At 74.1% G+C, this 17,084-nt stretch carries 24 protein-coding genes and 1 tRNA gene; 3 read left to right on the forward strand and 22 right to left on the reverse strand.

What is annotated here, in order from left to right; genetic code table 11:
* Window positions 1-65 precede the first annotated feature (65 nt).
* Genes ABKW28_RS02610 through ABKW28_RS02635 form a run of 6 tightly spaced genes read right to left on the reverse strand, consistent with a single transcriptional unit; the run spans window position 66 to window position 3,213 of the window.
* The gene (locus tag ABKW28_RS02610) at window positions 66-389 is read right to left on the reverse strand and encodes a co-chaperone GroES (protein ID WP_193667755.1); all 324 of its coding nucleotides are present in this window, start codon (window positions 387-389) and stop codon (window positions 66-68) included.
* Between the two features lie 49 nt (window positions 390-438).
* On the reverse strand, window positions 439-687 hold the full coding sequence (locus ABKW28_RS02615) for a DUF3618 domain-containing protein (RefSeq protein WP_348606147.1): 249 nt from the start codon (window positions 685-687) through the stop codon (window positions 439-441).
* Window positions 684-1,505 (reverse strand): ABC transporter ATP-binding protein, encoded by an 822-nt coding sequence (locus tag ABKW28_RS02620; protein WP_348606149.1) that lies wholly within the window; start codon window positions 1,503-1,505, stop codon window positions 684-686. The genes ABKW28_RS02615 and ABKW28_RS02620 overlap by 4 nt, the downstream gene beginning before the upstream one ends.
* The gene (gene cbiQ, locus ABKW28_RS02625; RefSeq protein WP_193667752.1) at window positions 1,502-2,185 is read right to left on the reverse strand and encodes a cobalt ECF transporter T component CbiQ; all 684 of its coding nucleotides are present in this window, start codon (window positions 2,183-2,185) and stop codon (window positions 1,502-1,504) included. Before cbiQ ends, ABKW28_RS02620 begins: the two co-directional genes overlap by 4 nt.
* Window positions 2,186-2,188: 3 nt before the next feature.
* Entirely contained in the window at window positions 2,189-2,518 is a 330-nt protein-coding gene (locus ABKW28_RS02630) for a PDGLE domain-containing protein (protein ID WP_348606151.1), read from the reverse strand.
* The gene (locus ABKW28_RS02635; RefSeq protein ID WP_341231429.1) at window positions 2,515-3,213 is read right to left on the reverse strand and encodes an energy-coupling factor ABC transporter permease; all 699 of its coding nucleotides are present in this window, start codon (window positions 3,211-3,213) and stop codon (window positions 2,515-2,517) included. Before ABKW28_RS02635 ends, ABKW28_RS02630 begins: the two co-directional genes overlap by 4 nt.
* A gap of 128 nt (window positions 3,214-3,341) precedes the next feature.
* Between ABKW28_RS02635 and bcp the strand changes: the two genes are divergently transcribed.
* Window positions 3,342-3,821, forward strand: coding sequence for a thioredoxin-dependent thiol peroxidase (gene bcp, locus ABKW28_RS02640; RefSeq protein ID WP_193667749.1), 480 nt, complete (start codon window positions 3,342-3,344; stop codon window positions 3,819-3,821).
* Here bcp and ABKW28_RS02645 read toward each other — a convergent pair.
* Window positions 3,818-4,387, reverse strand: coding sequence for a GNAT family N-acetyltransferase (locus ABKW28_RS02645; protein ID WP_348606152.1), 570 nt, complete (start codon window positions 4,385-4,387; stop codon window positions 3,818-3,820). The genes bcp and ABKW28_RS02645 overlap by 4 nt on opposite strands.
* Window positions 4,384-5,268 carry a hypothetical protein gene (locus tag ABKW28_RS02650; RefSeq protein ID WP_348606153.1) on the reverse strand — a complete coding sequence of 295 codons (885 nt, stop codon included), beginning with the start codon at window positions 5,266-5,268 and terminating at the stop codon, window positions 4,384-4,386. Before ABKW28_RS02650 ends, ABKW28_RS02645 begins: the two co-directional genes overlap by 4 nt.
* Window positions 5,269-5,289: 21 nt before the next feature.
* On the opposite strand from ABKW28_RS02650, the gene ABKW28_RS02655 reads away from it, so the two are divergent.
* A tRNA-Leu gene (locus ABKW28_RS02655) sits at window positions 5,290-5,371 on the forward strand.
* 38 nt (window positions 5,372-5,409) lie between these two features.
* On the opposite strand, the gene ABKW28_RS02660 is transcribed toward ABKW28_RS02655, so the two are convergent.
* From ABKW28_RS02660 to murI, 8 genes are all read right to left on the reverse strand, one after another.
* A complete protein-coding gene (locus ABKW28_RS02660; protein ID WP_193667746.1) occupies window positions 5,410-5,991 on the reverse strand; it encodes a 1-acyl-sn-glycerol-3-phosphate acyltransferase in 582 nt (193 codons plus the stop codon).
* Window positions 5,992-6,003: 12 nt separating this feature from the next.
* Window positions 6,004-6,642, reverse strand: a complete 639-nt coding sequence (locus tag ABKW28_RS02665; RefSeq protein WP_348606155.1) for a non-canonical purine NTP pyrophosphatase — start codon at window positions 6,640-6,642, stop codon at window positions 6,004-6,006.
* Window positions 6,639-7,361, reverse strand: coding sequence for a ribonuclease PH (rph, locus tag ABKW28_RS02670; RefSeq protein WP_193667744.1), 723 nt, complete (start codon window positions 7,359-7,361; stop codon window positions 6,639-6,641). Before rph ends, ABKW28_RS02665 begins: the two co-directional genes overlap by 4 nt.
* A 10-nt stretch (window positions 7,362-7,371) precedes the next feature.
* Window positions 7,372-8,196 carry an SGNH/GDSL hydrolase family protein gene (locus ABKW28_RS02675; protein ID WP_348606156.1) on the reverse strand — a complete coding sequence of 275 codons (825 nt, stop codon included), beginning with the start codon at window positions 8,194-8,196 and terminating at the stop codon, window positions 7,372-7,374.
* Window positions 8,197-8,278: 82 nt separating this feature from the next.
* Window positions 8,279-9,076, reverse strand: a complete 798-nt coding sequence (locus tag ABKW28_RS02680) for an ABC transporter permease (protein ID WP_348606158.1) — start codon at window positions 9,074-9,076, stop codon at window positions 8,279-8,281.
* Entirely contained in the window at window positions 9,073-10,011 is a 939-nt protein-coding gene (locus tag ABKW28_RS02685) for an ATP-binding cassette domain-containing protein (RefSeq protein ID WP_348606160.1), read from the reverse strand. The genes ABKW28_RS02680 and ABKW28_RS02685 overlap by 4 nt, the downstream gene beginning before the upstream one ends.
* 160 nt (window positions 10,012-10,171) lie before the next feature.
* Window positions 10,172-10,969, reverse strand: a complete 798-nt coding sequence (locus tag ABKW28_RS02690) for an MBL fold metallo-hydrolase (protein WP_348606162.1) — start codon at window positions 10,967-10,969, stop codon at window positions 10,172-10,174.
* On the reverse strand, window positions 10,966-11,799 hold the full coding sequence (gene murI, locus ABKW28_RS02695; RefSeq protein WP_307822810.1) for a glutamate racemase: 834 nt from the start codon (window positions 11,797-11,799) through the stop codon (window positions 10,966-10,968). Before murI ends, ABKW28_RS02690 begins: the two co-directional genes overlap by 4 nt.
* Window positions 11,800-11,906: 107 nt before the next feature.
* On the opposite strand from murI, the gene ABKW28_RS02700 reads away from it, so the two are divergent.
* Window positions 11,907-12,944 (forward strand): alkaline phosphatase family protein, encoded by a 1,038-nt coding sequence (locus ABKW28_RS02700; RefSeq protein WP_348606163.1) that lies wholly within the window; start codon window positions 11,907-11,909, stop codon window positions 12,942-12,944.
* 33 nt (window positions 12,945-12,977) lie between these two features.
* Here the strand turns inward: ABKW28_RS02700 and ABKW28_RS02705 are convergent, their stop codons facing one another.
* The 6 genes from ABKW28_RS02705 to ABKW28_RS02730 form a co-directional block, all read right to left on the reverse strand.
* Window positions 12,978-14,159, reverse strand: coding sequence for a DUF3152 domain-containing protein (locus tag ABKW28_RS02705; protein ID WP_348606165.1), 1,182 nt, complete (start codon window positions 14,157-14,159; stop codon window positions 12,978-12,980).
* Window positions 14,160-14,220: 61 nt separating this feature from the next.
* Entirely contained in the window at window positions 14,221-15,168 is a 948-nt protein-coding gene (locus ABKW28_RS02710) for a pyridoxal-phosphate dependent enzyme (protein ID WP_204797148.1), read from the reverse strand.
* A 17-nt stretch (window positions 15,169-15,185) separates the two neighbouring features.
* A complete protein-coding gene (locus tag ABKW28_RS02715) occupies window positions 15,186-15,752 on the reverse strand; it encodes an NYN domain-containing protein (RefSeq protein WP_193667738.1) in 567 nt (188 codons plus the stop codon).
* An 11-nt stretch (window positions 15,753-15,763) separates the two neighbouring features.
* Entirely contained in the window at window positions 15,764-16,051 is a 288-nt protein-coding gene (locus ABKW28_RS02720; RefSeq protein ID WP_193667737.1) for a MoaD/ThiS family protein, read from the reverse strand.
* Between the two features lie 87 nt (window positions 16,052-16,138).
* Window positions 16,139-16,567: a M67 family metallopeptidase gene (locus ABKW28_RS02725; protein WP_193667736.1), complete on the reverse strand. Its 429-nt coding sequence runs from the start codon at window positions 16,565-16,567 to the stop codon at window positions 16,139-16,141.
* 17 nt (window positions 16,568-16,584) lie between these two features.
* Window positions 16,585-17,064, reverse strand: coding sequence for an NUDIX domain-containing protein (locus tag ABKW28_RS02730; RefSeq protein ID WP_193667735.1), 480 nt, complete (start codon window positions 17,062-17,064; stop codon window positions 16,585-16,587).
* Window positions 17,065-17,084 lie beyond the last annotated feature (20 nt).

Here is a 17,084-nt window from a genome sequence, read left to right on the forward strand (position 1 = left end):
TCGGGCCGGCTCGGCCCTGTGGTCGTGCTGCCAGACTACGCGGCTCGCGTGGGCCCGGGGCCGGCTCACAGGTAGAGGCCGGTGGCCTGGTCGCCCACCCGCTCGGCGGCCACGGCGTGCACGTCGCGCTCGCGCATCACCACGTAGGTCTCGCCGTGCACCTCGACCTCGGCCTTGTCCTCGGGCCCGAAGAGCACCCGGTCACCGACCTCGACGGCACGGGCCTGCGGACCCACCCCGACGACGCGGGCCCACGCCAGGCGCTGGGCGCCCATCGCGGCGGTGGCGGGGATGACGATGCCGCCCGAGGATCGGCGCTCGCCGGCCTCGGCGTCGAGCTCGACCAGCACTCGGTCGTGCAGCATCTTGATGGGGGTCTTCTCGCTCATGCGCTGCCGGTCGCTCGGGGTGCTGGGGTGCCGGGTGTGCTGTGGCTGCTCAGGACGTGATCTTGCGGACCACGACGAACGCGGCGACGACGCCGACCACGGCCCCGACGGTCTTGAGGATGTTGTCGGTGCGCGGCTCGCCGGTCTGCGGGTCGACGTAGTGGGCCTTGAGGCTCCAGATCTCGCGGCCGACGATCGTCTTGGGGCTCGCGCGGTGCAGCAGCTGGTCGATGGTGCCCGCCAGTCGCTCGCGGGTCTCCTCGATCTCACGCTCGAGGGCGCTGGGGTCCGTGGTCACGTCGTCACGCTATCAACCCCGGGCCCGCCGCCGTGACCACCCCGGGAGGCGGCGGGCGGCGCACCGACCGTGCGGGGGTCGAAGCCGAAGGGCAGCTCGAGGCGGTGGGCCCGCATCAGCGCGTCGTCGGTGAGCACGTCGTAGGTGGCCCCGTCGGCGACCACCTGGCCGTCGTGCAGCACCACCGAGCGCGGGCACAGCTCGAGCGCGTAGGGCAGGTCGTGGGTGACCATCAGCACCGTCACGTCGAGCGAGCGCAGCACGTCGGCCAGCTCGCGGCGCGAGGCCGGGTCGAGGTTCGAGGACGGCTCGTCGAGCACCAGCACCTCGGGCTCCATCGCCAGCACGGTGGCCACCGCCACGCGCCGACGCTGGCCGAAGGAGAGGTGGTGCGGCGGCCGGTCGGCGTACGCCGCCATCCCGACCTGCTCGAGCGCGGTCATCACCCGGGCCTCGAGCGCCGCACCGCGCAGGCCGAGGTTGTGCGGGCCGAACGCGACGTCGGCGCGGACGCTGCCCATGAACAGCTGGTCGTCGGGGTCCTGGAAGACGATCCCGACCCGGCGGCGCACCTCCTGCAGGTGCTCCCTGCCGACCGGCAGGCCGCTGACGCTGACCGAGCCGGCCCCGGCGGTGTGGATGCCGTTGAGGTGCAGCACCAGCGTGGTCTTGCCCGCTCCGTTGGGCCCCAGCAGCGCCACCCGCTCGCCGCGGTGCACCTGCAGGTCGACGCCGTAGAGCGCCTGGTGGCCGTCGGGGTAGACGTAGGCGAGCCCGCGCACGTCGAGGACGGGCGGCTCCGGGTGGCCGGGGCTCACCGGTGCGCCCCCTGCTCCGGCATGGTGCCGGTGTAGCCGCGCGAGAGCATCGCGAGGTGCACCCGCTCGCCGCGCTCGTAGGAGCGGATGAACAGGGCACCGGTGGAGCGGGCGATGACCGGCCACTGGCGCGGGTCGCGGGCGCTGAACCCGCGCGACTCGCGCGCGACCCGCATCCGCTGCATCTCGCCGGTGACCACGTCGAGGTAGCGCACCATGAACGCCATGATCTGCACCAGCAGGCTCGGCACCCGCAGCCGCTGCAGGCCGGCGAGCAGCGCCTGGGGCTCGGTGGTGGCGGCCAGGGTCAGCGAGGCCAGCACGCCCAGGGTGGCGGTGGCGAGGATCCCGAAGGCGGCCAGCAGCCCGGGACGGCTCAGCGAGAGGCCCAGGACCTCGACCTGCTCGCCGTAGGCCACGAAGGGCAGCACCAGTGCGAAGACCACGAACGGCACCTCGACGACCATCCGCTTGAGCAGGTAGGTGGGCGGCACCTGCGAGAGCGCCACGACCGCGAGGAGCACCAGCAGGTAGGCGCCGAAGGCGGCGAACCAGTGGTCGGGGGTGGCCACGACGACCAGCATGAAGCCCAGCAGGCCCAGCAGCTTCAGGTGCGCCGGGGCGCGGTGCAGCGGCGAGTGCCCGTGGTAGTGCAGGCGGTGCCCGTGCCCGGCGCCCACCCCTCAGCCCCGCGGCTCGTCGGCGCCGGGGCGGCGGCGTACGACGGCGGTGAGGGCGGTGCCCAGCACCAGGACGACCAGCACCCCCGCGACCCCGGCGACGGCGCCGCCCAGGTCGCCGTCGAGGAACCCGGCGTCGTAGCCGGCGAACGGGCCGTCGCCCGCGCCGTGCTCGGTCTCGGTGTCGGCGAAGCCCTGCTCCTGCGAGACCTTGGTGAGCCCGTCGGGGGTGGAGGCGGCGTAGAGGCTCACGACCCCGGCCAGCAGCAGCGAGACCAGCAGGACGCCCACGACGACGGCGCGGGTGCTCACGGCACGGCGCCCGGCGCTCATGCGGGGGCTCCGGTGGTCTCGGTGCGGATCTCGAGGGTGCGCTCGGCCAGCACGGGGCGGGCGCCGCGCACCAGGTCGGGGCGCACCGCGATGATGCCGGCGACGGCCAGGAAGGTGATCAGGCCCTCGCCGACGCCGATGAGCGAGTGCACCCCCACCATCGCCGTGGTCAGGGTGTCGAGCGGCACCGGAGCGGCGCCGCCGACGGCGTACAGGGCCACGAAGAGCAGCGAGGCGACCGGAACCGAGACGAACGCACCGATGCCGGCCAGCACCGGCACCAGGGCCAGCCGCTTGGGCAGCACCGCCTGCAGGCCGCGGAAGACGCCGTAGCCGACGACGACGGTCGCCAGCCCCATCACGGTGATGTTGGTGCCGATCGCGGTGATGCCGCCGTCGGCGAACATCAGGGTCTGCACGACGAAGACGACGCTGGTGGCCAGCACGGCGGTCCACGGGCCGACGAGCACGGCCGCGACCGCACCGCCCATCAGGTGCCCGCTCGTGCCGGCCCCCACCGGGAAGTTGAGCATCTGCGCGGCGAAGACGAAGGCGGCCACCAGGCCGGCCATCGGCGCGGTGCGGTCGTCGAGCTCGCGGCGCGCCCCACGCAGCGAGACCCCGATGGCGGCGACGGCCACGACCCCGGTGGCGATGGAGGTGGGGGCGTCGAAGAACCCGTCGGGCACGTGCATGGCCGCTCCTGCTCAGGTCTCGGGGTGGGGCTAGGTTGGACGCCGGTCGGGCGTCCCCGCCCACCCTACGTTGTTGCAAACTGTTCGCAACAAGCCCCCGGACCGGATTGCCACCCAGGAGGATCCCCTTGAGCACGACGCCCGCCCCGCGCCTGTCCCCCGGCGACCCGGCCCCCGACTTCACCCTGCTCGACGACGCCGGCGCCGAGGTCTCGTTGTCGTCGCTGCGCGGGCGCAAGGTCGTCGTGTACTTCTACCCCGCCGCGATGACGCCCGGGTGCACCAAGCAGGCCTGCGACTTCACCGCCACCCAGGACGCCTTCCGCGAGGAGGGCTACGAGGTGCTGGGCATCTCGCCCGACAAGCCCGAGAAGCTGGCCCGCTTCCGCGACAAGGAGGCGCTGGGCATCCGGCTGCTCTCCGACCCCGACAAGGCCGTGATGAGCGCCTGGGGCGCCTTCGGCGAGAAGAAGATGTACGGCAAGGTCGTGCAGGGCGTGATCCGCTCCACCTTCGTCGTCGACGAGCAGGGCGTGGTCGAGGTGGCGCAGTACAACGTCAAGGCCACCGGCCACGTCGCCAAGCTGCGCCGCGACCTGTCGCTCTAGTCGTCGGTGACCAGCCGGGCGTGCAGGTGCTCGTCGTGGCGGCGGCCGTCGGCGTAGCGGAACGACTGGCGCAGCGTGCCCTCCAGCGCGAAGCCGGCGCGCCGCGCCACCGCGCACGACGCGGTGTTCTCCACGGCGTGGAAGAGGTAGGCGCGGTGCAGGCCCAGCCGCTCGAAGCCGTACGCCGCCGCTGCCGCGGCCGCCGCGGCGCCCACCCCGCGCCGCCGGGCCCAGGGCGCCACCCAGTAGCCGACCTCGGCGTCGCCCTGGTCGCGGTCGATCTTGTGCAGCGACACCGAGCCCAGCAGCCGTCCCGCCGGGCCCGGGCCGGCGCCCGCGTCGGTGACCGCCCACGAGGCGTGGGTGCCGGCGCTCCAGTCGTTGCGCTCGCGCATGAAGGCCAGCGCGCCCTCGGGCGGGCCGGGGTTCCAGGTCACGATCTCGGGGTCGGCGAAGACCTCCGCCAGGTCGGGCTCGTCGCTCCACTCGAAGGCGCGCAGCACGACGCCGGCACCGGTCCACGGCTCGGGCCCCGCCGACGCTGCCGGCCCCGGATCGGGGGTCACAGGCCGCAGCTCTCGCGCACGAACGCGACCGCCGAGGCGCTCACCCGGTCGTCCATGCGCACCAGCAGCTGACCCGGCTCGCCGTCGAGGCGCAGCCCGACCCGGAAGGCCGTCGACCCTCCGCCCTCCATGAAGACGTGGTCGTCGCAGCGGGCGGCCCGGGCCTCGAGCCGCACCCGCACCACCGGTCCGTCGCTGACCACCCGCACCCCGGGCGACCAGTGCGCGGCCCCGGCGGCGCCCAGGAGCGGCGTACCGCTGACGGAGTCGAGGTCCACCACGTGGCCGGGCGTGCCGCTGGGGCGGGCCTCGAGCACCATCGTGGCGGTGCTGCCCCGGCGGCCGTCGTGGCGCACCGCCAGCCAGCGCAGCTCGACGGCCCGGTCGACGGCGCGCTCGAGGCAGCGGGCGGCCAGGTGGCGCCCCAGCACGTCGGTCTCGTCGTCGACCGGCGCGCTCCACCGGCCCCCGTCGGCCCGCACCCGCACCTCCTGGCGTCCGAGCCGCGAGGCGGCCGGTCCGCAGCCGGGTCGCTGCGGCAGGGCCAGCACGAAGCCGAACCGCGCCCCGTCGGGGACCTCCCGCAGCCGCTCGCCCACCAGCGGCCCGGGGAGCCGGTCGTCGACGTAGCGCACCGACGTGGGCAGCAGCGCCGCCCCGGTGCGGTTCTCGACCCAGACCTGCATCTGCCCGCGCGCCACGTCGAGGGACGACTGGCGCAGCTCGGCCGCCAGCCCCGGCTCCCCTGGCTCCCGCGGTCCGGCGCTCGGCGAGGGGACGGGTGCAGGGGTGGGTGCAGCAGCGTCCTGCCCGGGTCCGGTGCAGCCGCCCCCGAGCAGCACCGGCGCGAGCAGCAGGCCCGCCAGACGCGTGCGCCCCATCGCCCTAGACTCCCACCTGCAGCCGGAGTGGTGGAACAGGCAGACACGCAGGTTTTAGGTACCTGTGCCCCAGGGCGTGCGGGTTCAAGTCCCGCCTCCGGCACGAGCAGTCACTTTCGCACCATCGACCGGTCGGTGAGGTCAGGCCGGGCCCTCCTCCTTGAGGCGGGGCTCGGTGGTCAGCTCGGGCTTGAGGCCGGTCTTGTCGGCGTAGAACTCGCGGATGCGGTCCATGTCGGCCGACACGTCGCCGCTGAGCGGGAAGGTCGGGCCCCAGCCGACGCGGCGGGTGGGCTTGTCGACGAAGGCCAGCGTGATCGGCAGCCCGGTCTGCTGGGAGATCCGGTAGAAGCCGGACTTCCAGTACTCCCCCTTGCTGCGGGTGCCCTCGGCGGCGATGCCGAGCAGGAACGTCTCGTCGGTCGCGGCGTCGGCGATCAGCTCGCGGATGGTGCCGCCGGGGTTGGCGCGGTCCAGCGGCACCGCGCCGGTCGAGCGCAGCACCCAGCCGATCGGGCCCTTGAAGAACTCCTTCTTGACCAGCAGCCGGATGGTGACCCTGCTGTCCCAGGCGAGGAGCAGGGTCAGCACCCAGTCCCAGTTGGAGGTGTGCGGCGCGCCGACGAGGACGCCCTTGCTGGGCACCTCCCCCACGGTGCGCCAGCGCACCAGGCGCAGCAGCAGTCGGGCGAGCGGGCGACGCAGCAGGAAGGGACGGGTCACGGGGGCAGCCTCTCAGACGGGTGCGTCGAGGCGGGCCGCGACGAGCGGGGCGATCTCGCGCAGCGCGCGACCGCGGTGGGAGACCCGGTCCTTCTCGGCCGGGTCGAGCTCGGCGCTGGTGCGCTCGGGCTCGCTGTGCTCGTCGGCCACGAAGAGCACGTCGTAGCCGAAGCCGCCCGCGCCGCGCAGCTCGTCGATCACGGTGCCGTCCATCCGGCCCTCGACGACGAGCTGGCCGCGCTCGCCCGGCCCGTCGACGTAGGCCACGGCGCAGGCGAAGTGGGCGCCGCGGCGCACCTCGGGGACGTCGGCGAGCTGGGCGAGCAGCAGCGCGTTGTTGGCCGCGTCGTCCTTGGCCGGCCCCGCCCAGCGCGCCGACAGCACGCCCGGCATGCCGTTGAGGGCGTCGACGCACAGACCCGAGTCGTCGGCCAGCGTCGGCAGGCCCGTGGCCTGGTGACCGGCGCGGGCCTTGAGCAGCGCGTTGCCGGCGAAGGTGGGCTGGTCCTCGACCGGCTCGTCGTACGCCGCCACGTCATCGAGGCCGACCACCTCGAGGTCGGGCGCGTGCTCGCGCAGGATGCGCTGCATCTCGGCGATCTTCTTGGCGTTGCGCGAGGCCAGGTGGATGCGTGGCCGCCCGGTGCTCATCGTGCCAGCGCCTCCTGCTGCATCCGGGTCAGGTCGACGCAGCCCTTGCCGGCCAGGTCGAGCAGCGCGTCGAGCTCGGCCCGGTCGAAGGCGGCGCCCTCGGCGGTGCCCTGCACCTCGACGAAGGAGCCGGCACCGGTCATCACGACGTTCATGTCGGTCTCGGCGCGCACGTCCTCGACGTAGGGCAGGTCCAGGCGCGGGGTGCCGTCGATGATGCCGACCGAGACCGCTGCCACCGAGCCGGTCAGCGGCTCGCCCTTGAGCGCGCCGGTGGAGCGCAGGTGGGAGACCGCGTCGGCCAGCGCGACGTACGCGCCGGTGATCGCGGCGGTGCGGGTGCCGCCGTCGGCCTGCAGCACGTCGCAGTCGAGCTGGATGGTGTTCTCGCCGAGCGCCTCGTAGTCGACCACCGCGCGCAGCGAGCGCCCGATGAGCCGGCTGATCTCGTGGGTGCGGCCGCCGATGCGGCCCTTGACCGACTCGCGGTCGGAGCGGGTGTTGGTCGCGGCGGGAAGCATCGCGTACTCGGCGGTCACCCAGCCCAGGCCCGAGCCCTTGCGCCAGCGCGGCACGCCCTCGGAGGCGGAGGCGGCGCAGAGCACCTTGGTGCGGCCGAACTCCACCAGCACCGAGCCGGCGGCGTGGTCGAGCCAGTGGCGGGTGATCGTGATCGGGCGGAGCTCGTCGTCGGCGCGGCCGTCCTCGCGTGCAGTCATGGCCGCGAGGCTACTGGCCGGCGCGCACGGGCAGCGCCCGGGCCTCGTGCCAGGCGGTGCGCACCGCCCACGGGCCCAGGTCGCGCGCGCGTCGTCCGATCCACGGCGCCCCCTCGGCCACGCACCAGCGCAGGTCGCTGCGCCACGATCCCGGCACCCCGCCCCCGGGCACCGTCGAGACCGGGGTGGAGACCAGGCCCTCGGCCGCGAGCAGGTCGCCGAAGCCGCGCGCCAGCACCCGGTGGCCCAGCTCGGAGGGGTGCAGCCGGTCGACCGACCAGAAGGAGCGGTCGAGCACCTCGGGGCGCAGCGCCAGGTCGACGCGCAGCCCGCCGTAGGTGGCGTGCACCTCGTCGTAGACGGTGTTGACCGCCGCGATCCGAGCGGCCAGCGGCCGGCGCAGCACCGCAGGCAGGCCCAGGACCCGTCCGTGGTCGTGGAAGCGGGCGGCGAGCAGCAGGGCCCCGGTGCCGTGCAGCGCCTCGGCGGCACCCATCAGGTCCTCGCGCAGCCGGACGGGATCCCACGTGGAGCGCATCGTGTCGTTGATGCCGACGACCAGCGAGGCCACGTCGGGCCGGTGCGCCACCGCGTCGTCGAGCTGGCCGGTCACCACGCAGCGCGAGGTCGAGCCGCTGACCGCCAGGTTGCAGAAGCTCACGTCGTACGACGTCGCGAGCGCATCGGCAAGGAGCCTGGCCCAGCCGCGCCACCCGGTGGGCGAGACGCTCGGGGCCACCGGGTCGCCCAGCCCGAAGGTCGAGCTGTCCCCCAGCGCCGCGAAGCGCAGGTAGCGGGTGCCGCAGCGGTCCGCGGACGGGGTGGGAGCAGCCACGGCCCCAGGCTCCCCGGACGGGGAACGCTGGGGCCGCGGCAGGTCGACGTGTCGGCGACGACCGGGTGAAGTCCCGGGTCGGCTACTTCGGCTCGGCGCGCAGCAGGCGCAGCAGCCCGAGCACGAACGGCAGCACCAGCCAGATCAGGCCCGAGGTGACCAGCTGGGCCGCCTCCTCGCCGGTCGGCACGTAGTCGCCCTCGAAGAGGGTCGCCTGGGCGGTGTTGAACTCGATCCACGGCGCCAGGTCGGCGAACCACTCCTGGAAGGCGCTGAGGATCGCGACGGCCGTCGGCAGCACCAGCGTGTAGATGAAGTAGGTGACGATCGCCGCGGGCGTGTTCATCAGCAGCATCGCGATGGCGAAGCCGAGCACGATGCCGATCAGGTTGGCCACCACGAAGCCGTTGACCAGCAGCCCCGTCTCGACGCTCCACTCGGCACCCGCCAGGACCGCGCCCAGGGCCGCGATCGCGGCGGCGAGCACGATCAGGGCGCCGCCGAGGACCAGGCCGGCCAGGAACTTGGCTCCGACCACGCGGGGCCGGTGCGGCTCGAGGGTGAAGGTGACCAGCCCGGTGCGCTGGCTCCACTCGCTGGTGACCATCAAGATGATCAGGATCGGCAGGAAGTAGCCGAGCACGCTGCCCGAGGCGAGCAGGAAGTCGCCGTAGGTGAGGCCGACGCCGTCGGCGACCAGCGCGAAGATCACCACGATGACCAGGCACAGGGCCACGATCGACCCGGTGAACCAGCGCCCGGCGCGGGTGTCGAGGCTCTTGCGCAGCTCGACCGAGACCAGGCGGCCCAGGGGGACGCGCGGGGTGGAGCTGATGTCGAGGGCGCCGGGGGTGCCGGGCGCGGGTGCGGTGGTGCTCATGCGGTGACTCCCTGCTGGCTGGACTGCTGGGTGGCGGCCTCGGGGTGGCCCTCGCGCTGGGTGCCGGCGGTGAGCTCGAGGAAGAGGTCCTCGAGCCCGGCCGAGCCGCTGCGCAGGTCGGTGAGCACGATGCCGTGCTCGGCGGCGGCGCGGCCCACGTCGACGGTGGCGCACTCCGCGCGCAGCCCCTCCCCCGACACCGTGACGCCGACGCCCTGGTCGCGCAGCACCTGGGCCAGGCGGTCGTTGTCGGTGGCGGTGACCAGGGCGGCGGCCGCCTGGCCCTGCAGCAGGGTCTTCTTGTCGCCCTGGGCGACCACGCGGCCGCGGCCGATGAGGATCATCTCGTCGGCGATCTGCTCGACCTCGTGCAGCAGGTGGCTGGAGAGCAGCACCGTGCCGCCGCGGTCGGCGTACCCCTTGAGCAGCCCGCGCATCCACCGGATGCCCGCGGGGTCGAGGCCGTTGGCGGGCTCGTCGAGGATCAGCACCGACGGGTCGCCCAGCAGCGCGTGGGCGATGCCGAGGCGCTGGCGCATGCCCAGCGAGTAGTTGCGGATCCGGCGCTTGGACTCCGCGCCGGTCAGCGAGACCAGCTCGAGCATCTCGTCGACGCGGCTGTCGGGCAGGCCCATGGTGCGCGCCCCGATGGTCAGCACCTCGCGGCCCGTCCGACCGGCGTGCTGCGCGGAGGCGTCGAGGAGCACGCCGACGTGGCGGCCCGGGTTGGGGATGTCCTGGTAGGCGTGGCCGCCGATCGTCACCGACCCGCTGGTGGCCGGGGTCAGCCCGACCATGACCCGCATGGTGGTGGTCTTGCCGGCGCCGTTGGGGCCGAGGAACCCGGTGACCCGGCCCGGCTGCGCGGTGAAGCTGACGTCGTCGACGGCGGCGAACGCGCCGTACTTCCTGGTGAGGTGATCCACGATGATCATGGCTCTCACCCTGCCCGACCGAGGGGCTGCTCCGCACGTCGACCCGGCGAAAGGTGCATGAATCCCCGGCCGGCCGGGGACTCCGTCGCTTGTCAGGTGTTGCAACCCCTGACAAGCGCATGAGTCCCCGGTCAGCCGGGGACTCATGCAGGCCGGCGGGTCAGAGCTCGTAGACCGCCCCGGCGACGGCCAGCTCGGTGGGGCCGTCGAAGACGGCGACGGCCTCGGCCAGGGCGTCGGCCGGGTCGAACCAGGGCGGGACGTGGGTCAGGACCAGGCGGCCCACGCCGGCGCGGGCGGCGGCCTCGCCGCAGTCGGTGCCGGTGAGGTGGATGTGGGGCGGGTTGTCGTCGCCGGCGCGGAACGACGCCTCGGCCAGCAGCAGGTCGACGCCGTCGGCGACCGCGTCGAGGCCGGCGCAGGGGGCGGTGTCGCCGGAGTAGCCGATGGTCACCCCGCCGACGGTGATCCGCACCCCGAAGGCGTCGACCGGGTGGTCGACGGGGATCGCCTCGACGTGGAAGGGGCCGATCCGCACCGGCTCGCCCCAGATCCGGAAGTCGAACTCCTCGCGCATCCCGGGGTCGGGGTCGAGGTCGTAGCCGCGCGCCAGCCGGTCGGCGGTCTCGGCCGGCCCGTGCACCGGCAGCAGCGGCTGCGGGCCGGAGGGGTGGTAGCGGCGCAGCACGTGGTAGCCGCACATGTCGAGGCAGTGGTCTGCGTGCAGGTGGCTGAGCAGCACCGCGTCGATGGACAGCGGGTCGGCGTAGCGCTGCAGCGCACCCAGCGCCCCGTTGCCGAGGTCGAGGACCACCCGCCAGGTGCGTGGGCCGGTGCCGTCGTCGTGCTCGGCCTCCAGCAGGTAGCAGGACGCCGGCGAGTCGGGCCCCGGGTAGGAGCCCGAGCAGCCGACCACGGTGAGCCGCAGCGACGTGCCGGTGCCCGGGTCCGTGCTCATGCGAGGCTCTCGAGGCGCGGGGCGAGGCTGGTGGCCGCCACCATCTCGGGACCCAGGAAGCGCCGCCCCACGGCGGCGAACTCCTCGGGCTCGCCGGTGGTCAGGAACGTGTGCCGCGGCTCGCCGCCCTCGCGCAGCAGGTCGTTGACCACGAGCATCTTGAAGACGTCCTTGGCGCACTCCTCCGCCGAGCTCACCAGGGTCACGCCGTCGCCCATCACGTAGGAGATGATGCCGGTCAGCAGCGGGTAGTGGGTGCAGCCGAGGATCAGGGTGTCGACACCGGTCTCGATCAGCGGGTCGAGGTAGTCGTGGGCCGCCGCGAGGAGGTCGTCGCCCGCGGTGACGCCGGCCTCGACGAAGTCGACGAAGCGCGGGCAGGCGCGGGTGCTCAGCTCGAGGTGCGGCGCCGCGGCGAAGGCGTCGTCGTAGGCCATCGACTCGGCCGTGGCCCGGGTGCAGATCACCCCGATCCGCCCGTTGCGGCTGGCGGCCACGGCCCGACGGGTGGCCGGGTAGATCACCTCCACCACGGGTACGTCGTAGCGCTCGCGGGCGTCGCGCAGCATCGCGGCACTGGCGGAGTTGCAGGCGATCACCAGTGCCTTCACACCGGTCTCGACCAGGTGGTCGAGGCACTCCAGCGCGTACTCGCGCACCTGCCCGATCGGCCGGGGGCCGTAGGGCTGGCGGGCGGTGTCGCCGAGGTAGACCACCGACTCGTGCGGCAGCTGGTCGATCACCGAGCGGGCCACGGTCAGGCCACCGAACCCGGAGTCGAAGATCCCGATCGGGGCGTCCTTCGACGCGGTGGTGGACTCTGGCGGCACGGGTGAAGGGTAGGCGCAGAATCCTGCGCCCGCACGCATGCGCGAGCCAGGTCACGCCGTGGGGCCGGCCACAGGGGGCGGGTCCGGACCCGGCATACGCTGCTGTCGTGCTCGTACGCCGCCTGCTCGCGCTCCCCGTCGCCCTCGTGCTCGCGCTCGCACCGGCCGCGGCCTGCTCGCGGGCCGAGCCGGTGCCGCTCGACGCGCCCACGACCGGGGCGGCCGGCTCGGCGACGGAGCCGGCCCCCCGGGTGCTGGCCGTCTCGGTCGACGGGCTGCGCCCCGACGTCGTCGAGCGGCTCGGGGCCGAGGGCACCCCGGTGCTGCACCGGCTCCTCGCCGAGGGGGCCGGCACCCTCAACGCCCGCACGGCCCGCGAGCGCACCGAGACCCTGCCCGGCCACACCACCGAGGTGACCGGGCGCCGGGTGGACGCGGGTCGCGGTGGGCACGGCGTGACCTGGAACGAGCACCGTGGCGGCACCACGGTGCAACGAGCCGCCGGAGGTCCGGTGCGCTCGGTGCTCAGCGAGGTCCGCCGCTCCGGTGGCGGCTCGGCACTGTTCGTCGGCAAGCAGAAGCTCTCGCTCCTGCGTCGGTCGTGGCCCCGGGCAGTGGACCGCTTCGTGCTCGCGAGCGACCCCCGACGAGTCGTCGCGCGGGCCCGCCGCGACCTGGCCCGCCACGAGCGCGCCTTCACCTTCGTGCACCTCGCGAGCCCCGACACGGCCGGCCACGACCACGGCTTCGGCTCGGCGGCCTACCGCGACGCGGTGCGCGAGGCCGACCGCCTCGTGGGCCGGCTGGTGGCCCGGGTGGAGTCGACGCCGCGGCTGGCGAGCAGCGTGCGGGTGGTGCTGACCTCCGACCACGGCGGCACCGGCACGCGGCACGACGACGCCCGCCTGCTGGTCAACCACACGGTCCCCTTCGTCGTGTGGGGCCCGGGCGTCAGCGCGGGCGACCTCTACGACCTCAACCCCGACTACCGCGACCCCGGCGACGCCCGTCCTGGCTACCGGCGGGCTCGCCAACCGGTGCGCAACGGCGACCTGGCCAACCTCTCGCTCGACCTGCTGGGGCTGCCCGCGGTGCCGGGCTCGCAGATGAACCACGAGCAGGACCTCGACGTCACCGCTCCCTGACGGCAGGCACCGCGCGGGCGACGGCAGCGGCCATCAGACGCGCCCGCGCTCGCCCGCGACCGGCCACGGGTTGAACCGGCAGCCGCCCAGCCCCTTCGACTGCTGCTGCATCACCGGCGCCGGCCGCCCTGCCCCCGGGCAGGAGCCGTGCCCCAGCCCCAGCCAGTGACCGGTCTCGTGGTTGACGACCATGTGGCGGTAGTCGCGCAGGCTCCCGCCGGCGGCGTTCCAGGGCGGGGTCGCGGTGCGCCAGCGGTCCTGGTTGATGACCACGTAGCGGCCCACCCGGCAGCTGTACTGCGTCGAGCAGATCGGGTGGAACGACGGCAGCGTCGACGCCTGCGCCAGCACCAGCGTGAACGCGCCGCCCTCGGCCACCCGGCGGAACCCGACGCCGGCGCCGCGCCAGCCGCGCGGGTCGTCGTACGTCTGCTGGGCCAGGCGCGCGAAGTCGCGCACCTTGGTCGTGGTGCGACCGCGGGTGGTGATGCTGTAGCTGACGGTGCGGCGCAGGTCGACACGGTGGCGGACCGGGGCCGTGACGCGCGAGGTCGCCCTCGCGGGGCGGTGGCCCGGGGCGTCCACCCGCACCTGCACGCGCAGCCGGTGCCCGACGTCGTCGGGGGCCACGGCGCGGGCGCGACCACGCGCCCCGGTGACGGGCTCGCCGTCACGCAGCCACCGCCAGCGCACCGTCGTCGGCCGGGTGCTCCAGCGCCCGGCGTCGCCCCGCAGGACGTGCCCGAAGCGCTGCGTGCCGAGCACCCGCGGCGCGCTGCGCGGCGCGAGGTCGGCCCGGCGCACCGGCTCGGTCGCCGCCGAGAACGCCGTGGCCCGGGCGCCCTCGTCGTCGTGGGCGGTGACCTCGACGGCCAGCCGGTGGCGCAGGTCGTCGAGGCCGGGGCGGTAGGTGCGCTCGCGGGCTCCCCGCACGCGCTCGCCGTCGCGCAGCCAGCGGTAGGTGAAGCTCAGCCCGGCCTCGGGGTCGGCCGTGGTCCAGCTGCCGTGCTTGGCCCGCAGCCGCTCGTCGAAGACGGCCTCCCCCACCACCCGCGGCGGGCTCGTGCTCACCACCGGCGCCGGCTCGGGGGCCGGCTCCGGCTCCTCGGTCACGCCCGCCGCCGGCAGCGGAGCCAGCAGCAGGACACCGGCCACCACTCCGGCCAGGACGCCGGTCAGGGCGTGCCGGTGCGGACGACGGAGCTGCGGGCTCATCGCCCCAGGGTAGGAGATGAACGCCACCTCGTACGCCGCTTCGCTCGCGGCGGGCGGGCCGCTAGGCCCAGAGCTGGCCCTCGAGCCGGTCCTCCGCGTCGTCGACGGTGCCCTCGTAGGCGCCGGTGGACAGGTACTTCCAGCCGCCGTCGCAGACGATGAAGGCGATGTCGGCGCTCTCCCCGGCCTTGACGGCCTTGGCGGCCTGGCCCAGCGCCGCGTGCAGGATCGCGCCGGTGGAGACCCCGGCGAAGATGCCCTCGAGCTCGAGCAGCTCGCGCACCCGGCGCACCGCGTCGCGGGGGCCGACGGAGAAGCGGGAGTCGATCAGGTCGGCGTCGTAGAGCTCGGGCACGAAGCCCTCGTCGAGGTTGCGCAGCCCGTAGACGAGCTCGCCGTAGCGCGGCTCGGCAGCCACGATGCGCACCTCGGGCTTGGCCCGGCGGAAGAAGCGGCTGGTGCCCATCAGGGTGCCGGTGGTGCCGAGCCCGGCGACGAAGTGGGTGATCTCGGGCAGGTCGGCCAGCAGCTCGGGGCCGGTGGTGTCCTCGTGCGAGAGCGCGTTGGCCTCGTTGCCGTACTGGTAGAGCATCACCCAGTCGGGGTGCTCCTGCGCGGTCAGCTTGGCCACCCGCACGGCCTCGTTGGAGCCGCCGGCGGCGGGTGAGGAGATGATCTCGGCCCCCCACATCCGCAGCAGCTGGCGCCGCTCCTCGGAGGTGTTCTCGGGCATCACGCACACGATCCGGTAGCCCTTGAGCTTGGCGGCCATCGCCAGGGAGATGCCGGTGTTGCCGCTGGTCGGCTCGAGGATCGTGCAGCCCGGGCGCAGCGTGCCGTCGCGCTCGGCCTCCTCGATCATCCGCAGCGCCGGGCGGTCCTTGACCGAGCCGGTGGGGTTGCGGTCCTCGAGCTTGGCCCACAGGCGCACGTCGGGGCTCGGCGAGAGGCGCGGCAGCCCGATGAGCGGGGTGCCGCCGACGGAGGCGAGCAGGTTGTCGTAGCGCATGGTGTGGCGAAGGCTCCTCAGCGAAGGAAGTAGGCCGGGTCGAACTCCTCGAGCGGGATGATCCGCACCCGCGGCAGCGGGGAGAGGAAGGCCGCGACGTCGTCCTCGAGGTCGTGCACCTCGAGGCCCAGGCCGGTCAGGGCGGTGCTCATGAACTCGCGCAGGCCCAGCAGACCCACGCGGTGACCGGCGTCGAGCAGCGCACCCGCCTGCGGCGCGAAGTCGCCGTCGTGGCTGCACAGCAGCACGTCGACGGGGGCGTCGTCGCCGCGCTGGGCGATCGCCTCCAGCGTGCGCTGGATGCCGACGTCGACGACCTTGACGTCGTGCCCGCCCGACAGCGGGACGGGGCGGTAGCCCATCGCCAGCAGCGCCTGCACGAACGGCGTGTGCAGCTGGCCGCTGGAGGCGTTGAGGAAGAACAGCCCCTGGGTGGGCTGGCCCCACAGCTGCTCGGCGTACGTCGTCACGCGCTCCCAGCGCGGGCGCTCCTCGGGGGTCGGTCGACGCCCCAGGAGCGAGTTGCCGAGCGTCGCGTCGATGTTCTCGCCGTCGACGATGACGAAGGTGCGACGCTCGGTCACGTCCGCGCCGCTCAGCAGCCGCCGGCGACGGCCGGCAGCACGACGACCTGGTCGCCGTCGCTGAGCGGAGCCTCGAGGCCGCCGATGAAGCGCACGTCCTCGTCGTTGACGTAGATGTTGACGAAGCGGCGCAGGTCGTCCTTGCCGTTCTTGTCCTCGACGAGGCGGTCCTTGATGCCGGGGTGGTTGGCCTCGAGGTCGTCGATGAGGGCGCTCAGGCTGGCACCGTCACCGTTCACGGCCTTCTCGCCTCCGGTGTAGGTGCGCAGGATGGTCGGGATACGGACCTCGATGGACACAGGTGCTCCTAGCTCGTTCGGGGCTGGTTCGGGAACTGGTTCGGGGTTCTGCTGGTGGTGGGACTCGTGCGGGGACCGGCGCCGCGCTCAGGGGAGCGCGTCGAGGACGGCGACGTCCTCCTCGCTGACCTCGCCGTCGACGATCCTGTAGGACCTGAACTCCACAGGCCCCTCGTTATTCCCGTGCTCGCGGGTGCTGACGAGCACGTAGTGCGCCCCGGGCTCGCTCGCGAGCCCGATGTCGGTGCGCGAGGGGTAGGCCTCGGTGGCGGTGTGCGAGTGGTAGATCACCACCGGCTCCTCGTCGTTGTCCCACATCTGCTTGTAGAGCTCGAGCAGCTCGGTGGGGTCGAACTCGTAGAACGTCGGGCTGCCCGCGGCGTTGACCATCTCGACGTGGCGCTCGGGGCGGTCGCTGCCCTCGGGGCCGGCCACGATGCCGCAGGCCTCGTCGGGGTGGTCGCGCTTGGCGTGCGCGACGATCGCGTCGTACGTCGTCCGGTCGATGCTCAGCACCGGACCAGCCTAGGGGGTCAGGTCAGGAAGGCCGCCGCGGTCTCGTCGCTGAGCCCCGCCTCGATGCGGCGCAGCAGCCAGGGCGCCATCTCGGGCAGCGCGTCGACGGGCCACCAGCGCACCTCGGTGTTCTCGTCGTCGCCGACCGCGGCCTCTCCCCCGGTCCAGGTGCAGGCGAAGGTCAGGTCGAGGTAGATGCCCCGGTCGCCGTTGGGGTGGGTGATCGGCGGGCTGACGCTGACCGAGGCCAGCCGCTGCACCTCGATGTCGACGCACGCCTCCTCGCGCGCCTCGCGCACCGCGGCGAGCGCCGGCTCCTCGCCGGGGTCGAGGATGCCCGTCACCGGCGCCCAGCGGCCGTTGTCGGCGCGCAGGGTCAGCAGCACCTCGCGGCCCCCGGCCCGCTCGCGCACGACCACCGCCGTGACGGCGGGCAGCCACAGCTGGTGGGCGCCGACCATGCGGCGCAGCTCTTCGACGAAGGGAGGGATGGGCACCACCCCATGGTGGCGCACCG

Origin of the sequence: Nocardioides sp. 31GB23 (genome assembly GCF_040012395.1) — a bacterium.
Classification (GTDB): domain Bacteria; phylum Actinomycetota; class Actinomycetes; order Propionibacteriales; family Nocardioidaceae; genus Nocardioides; species Nocardioides salarius.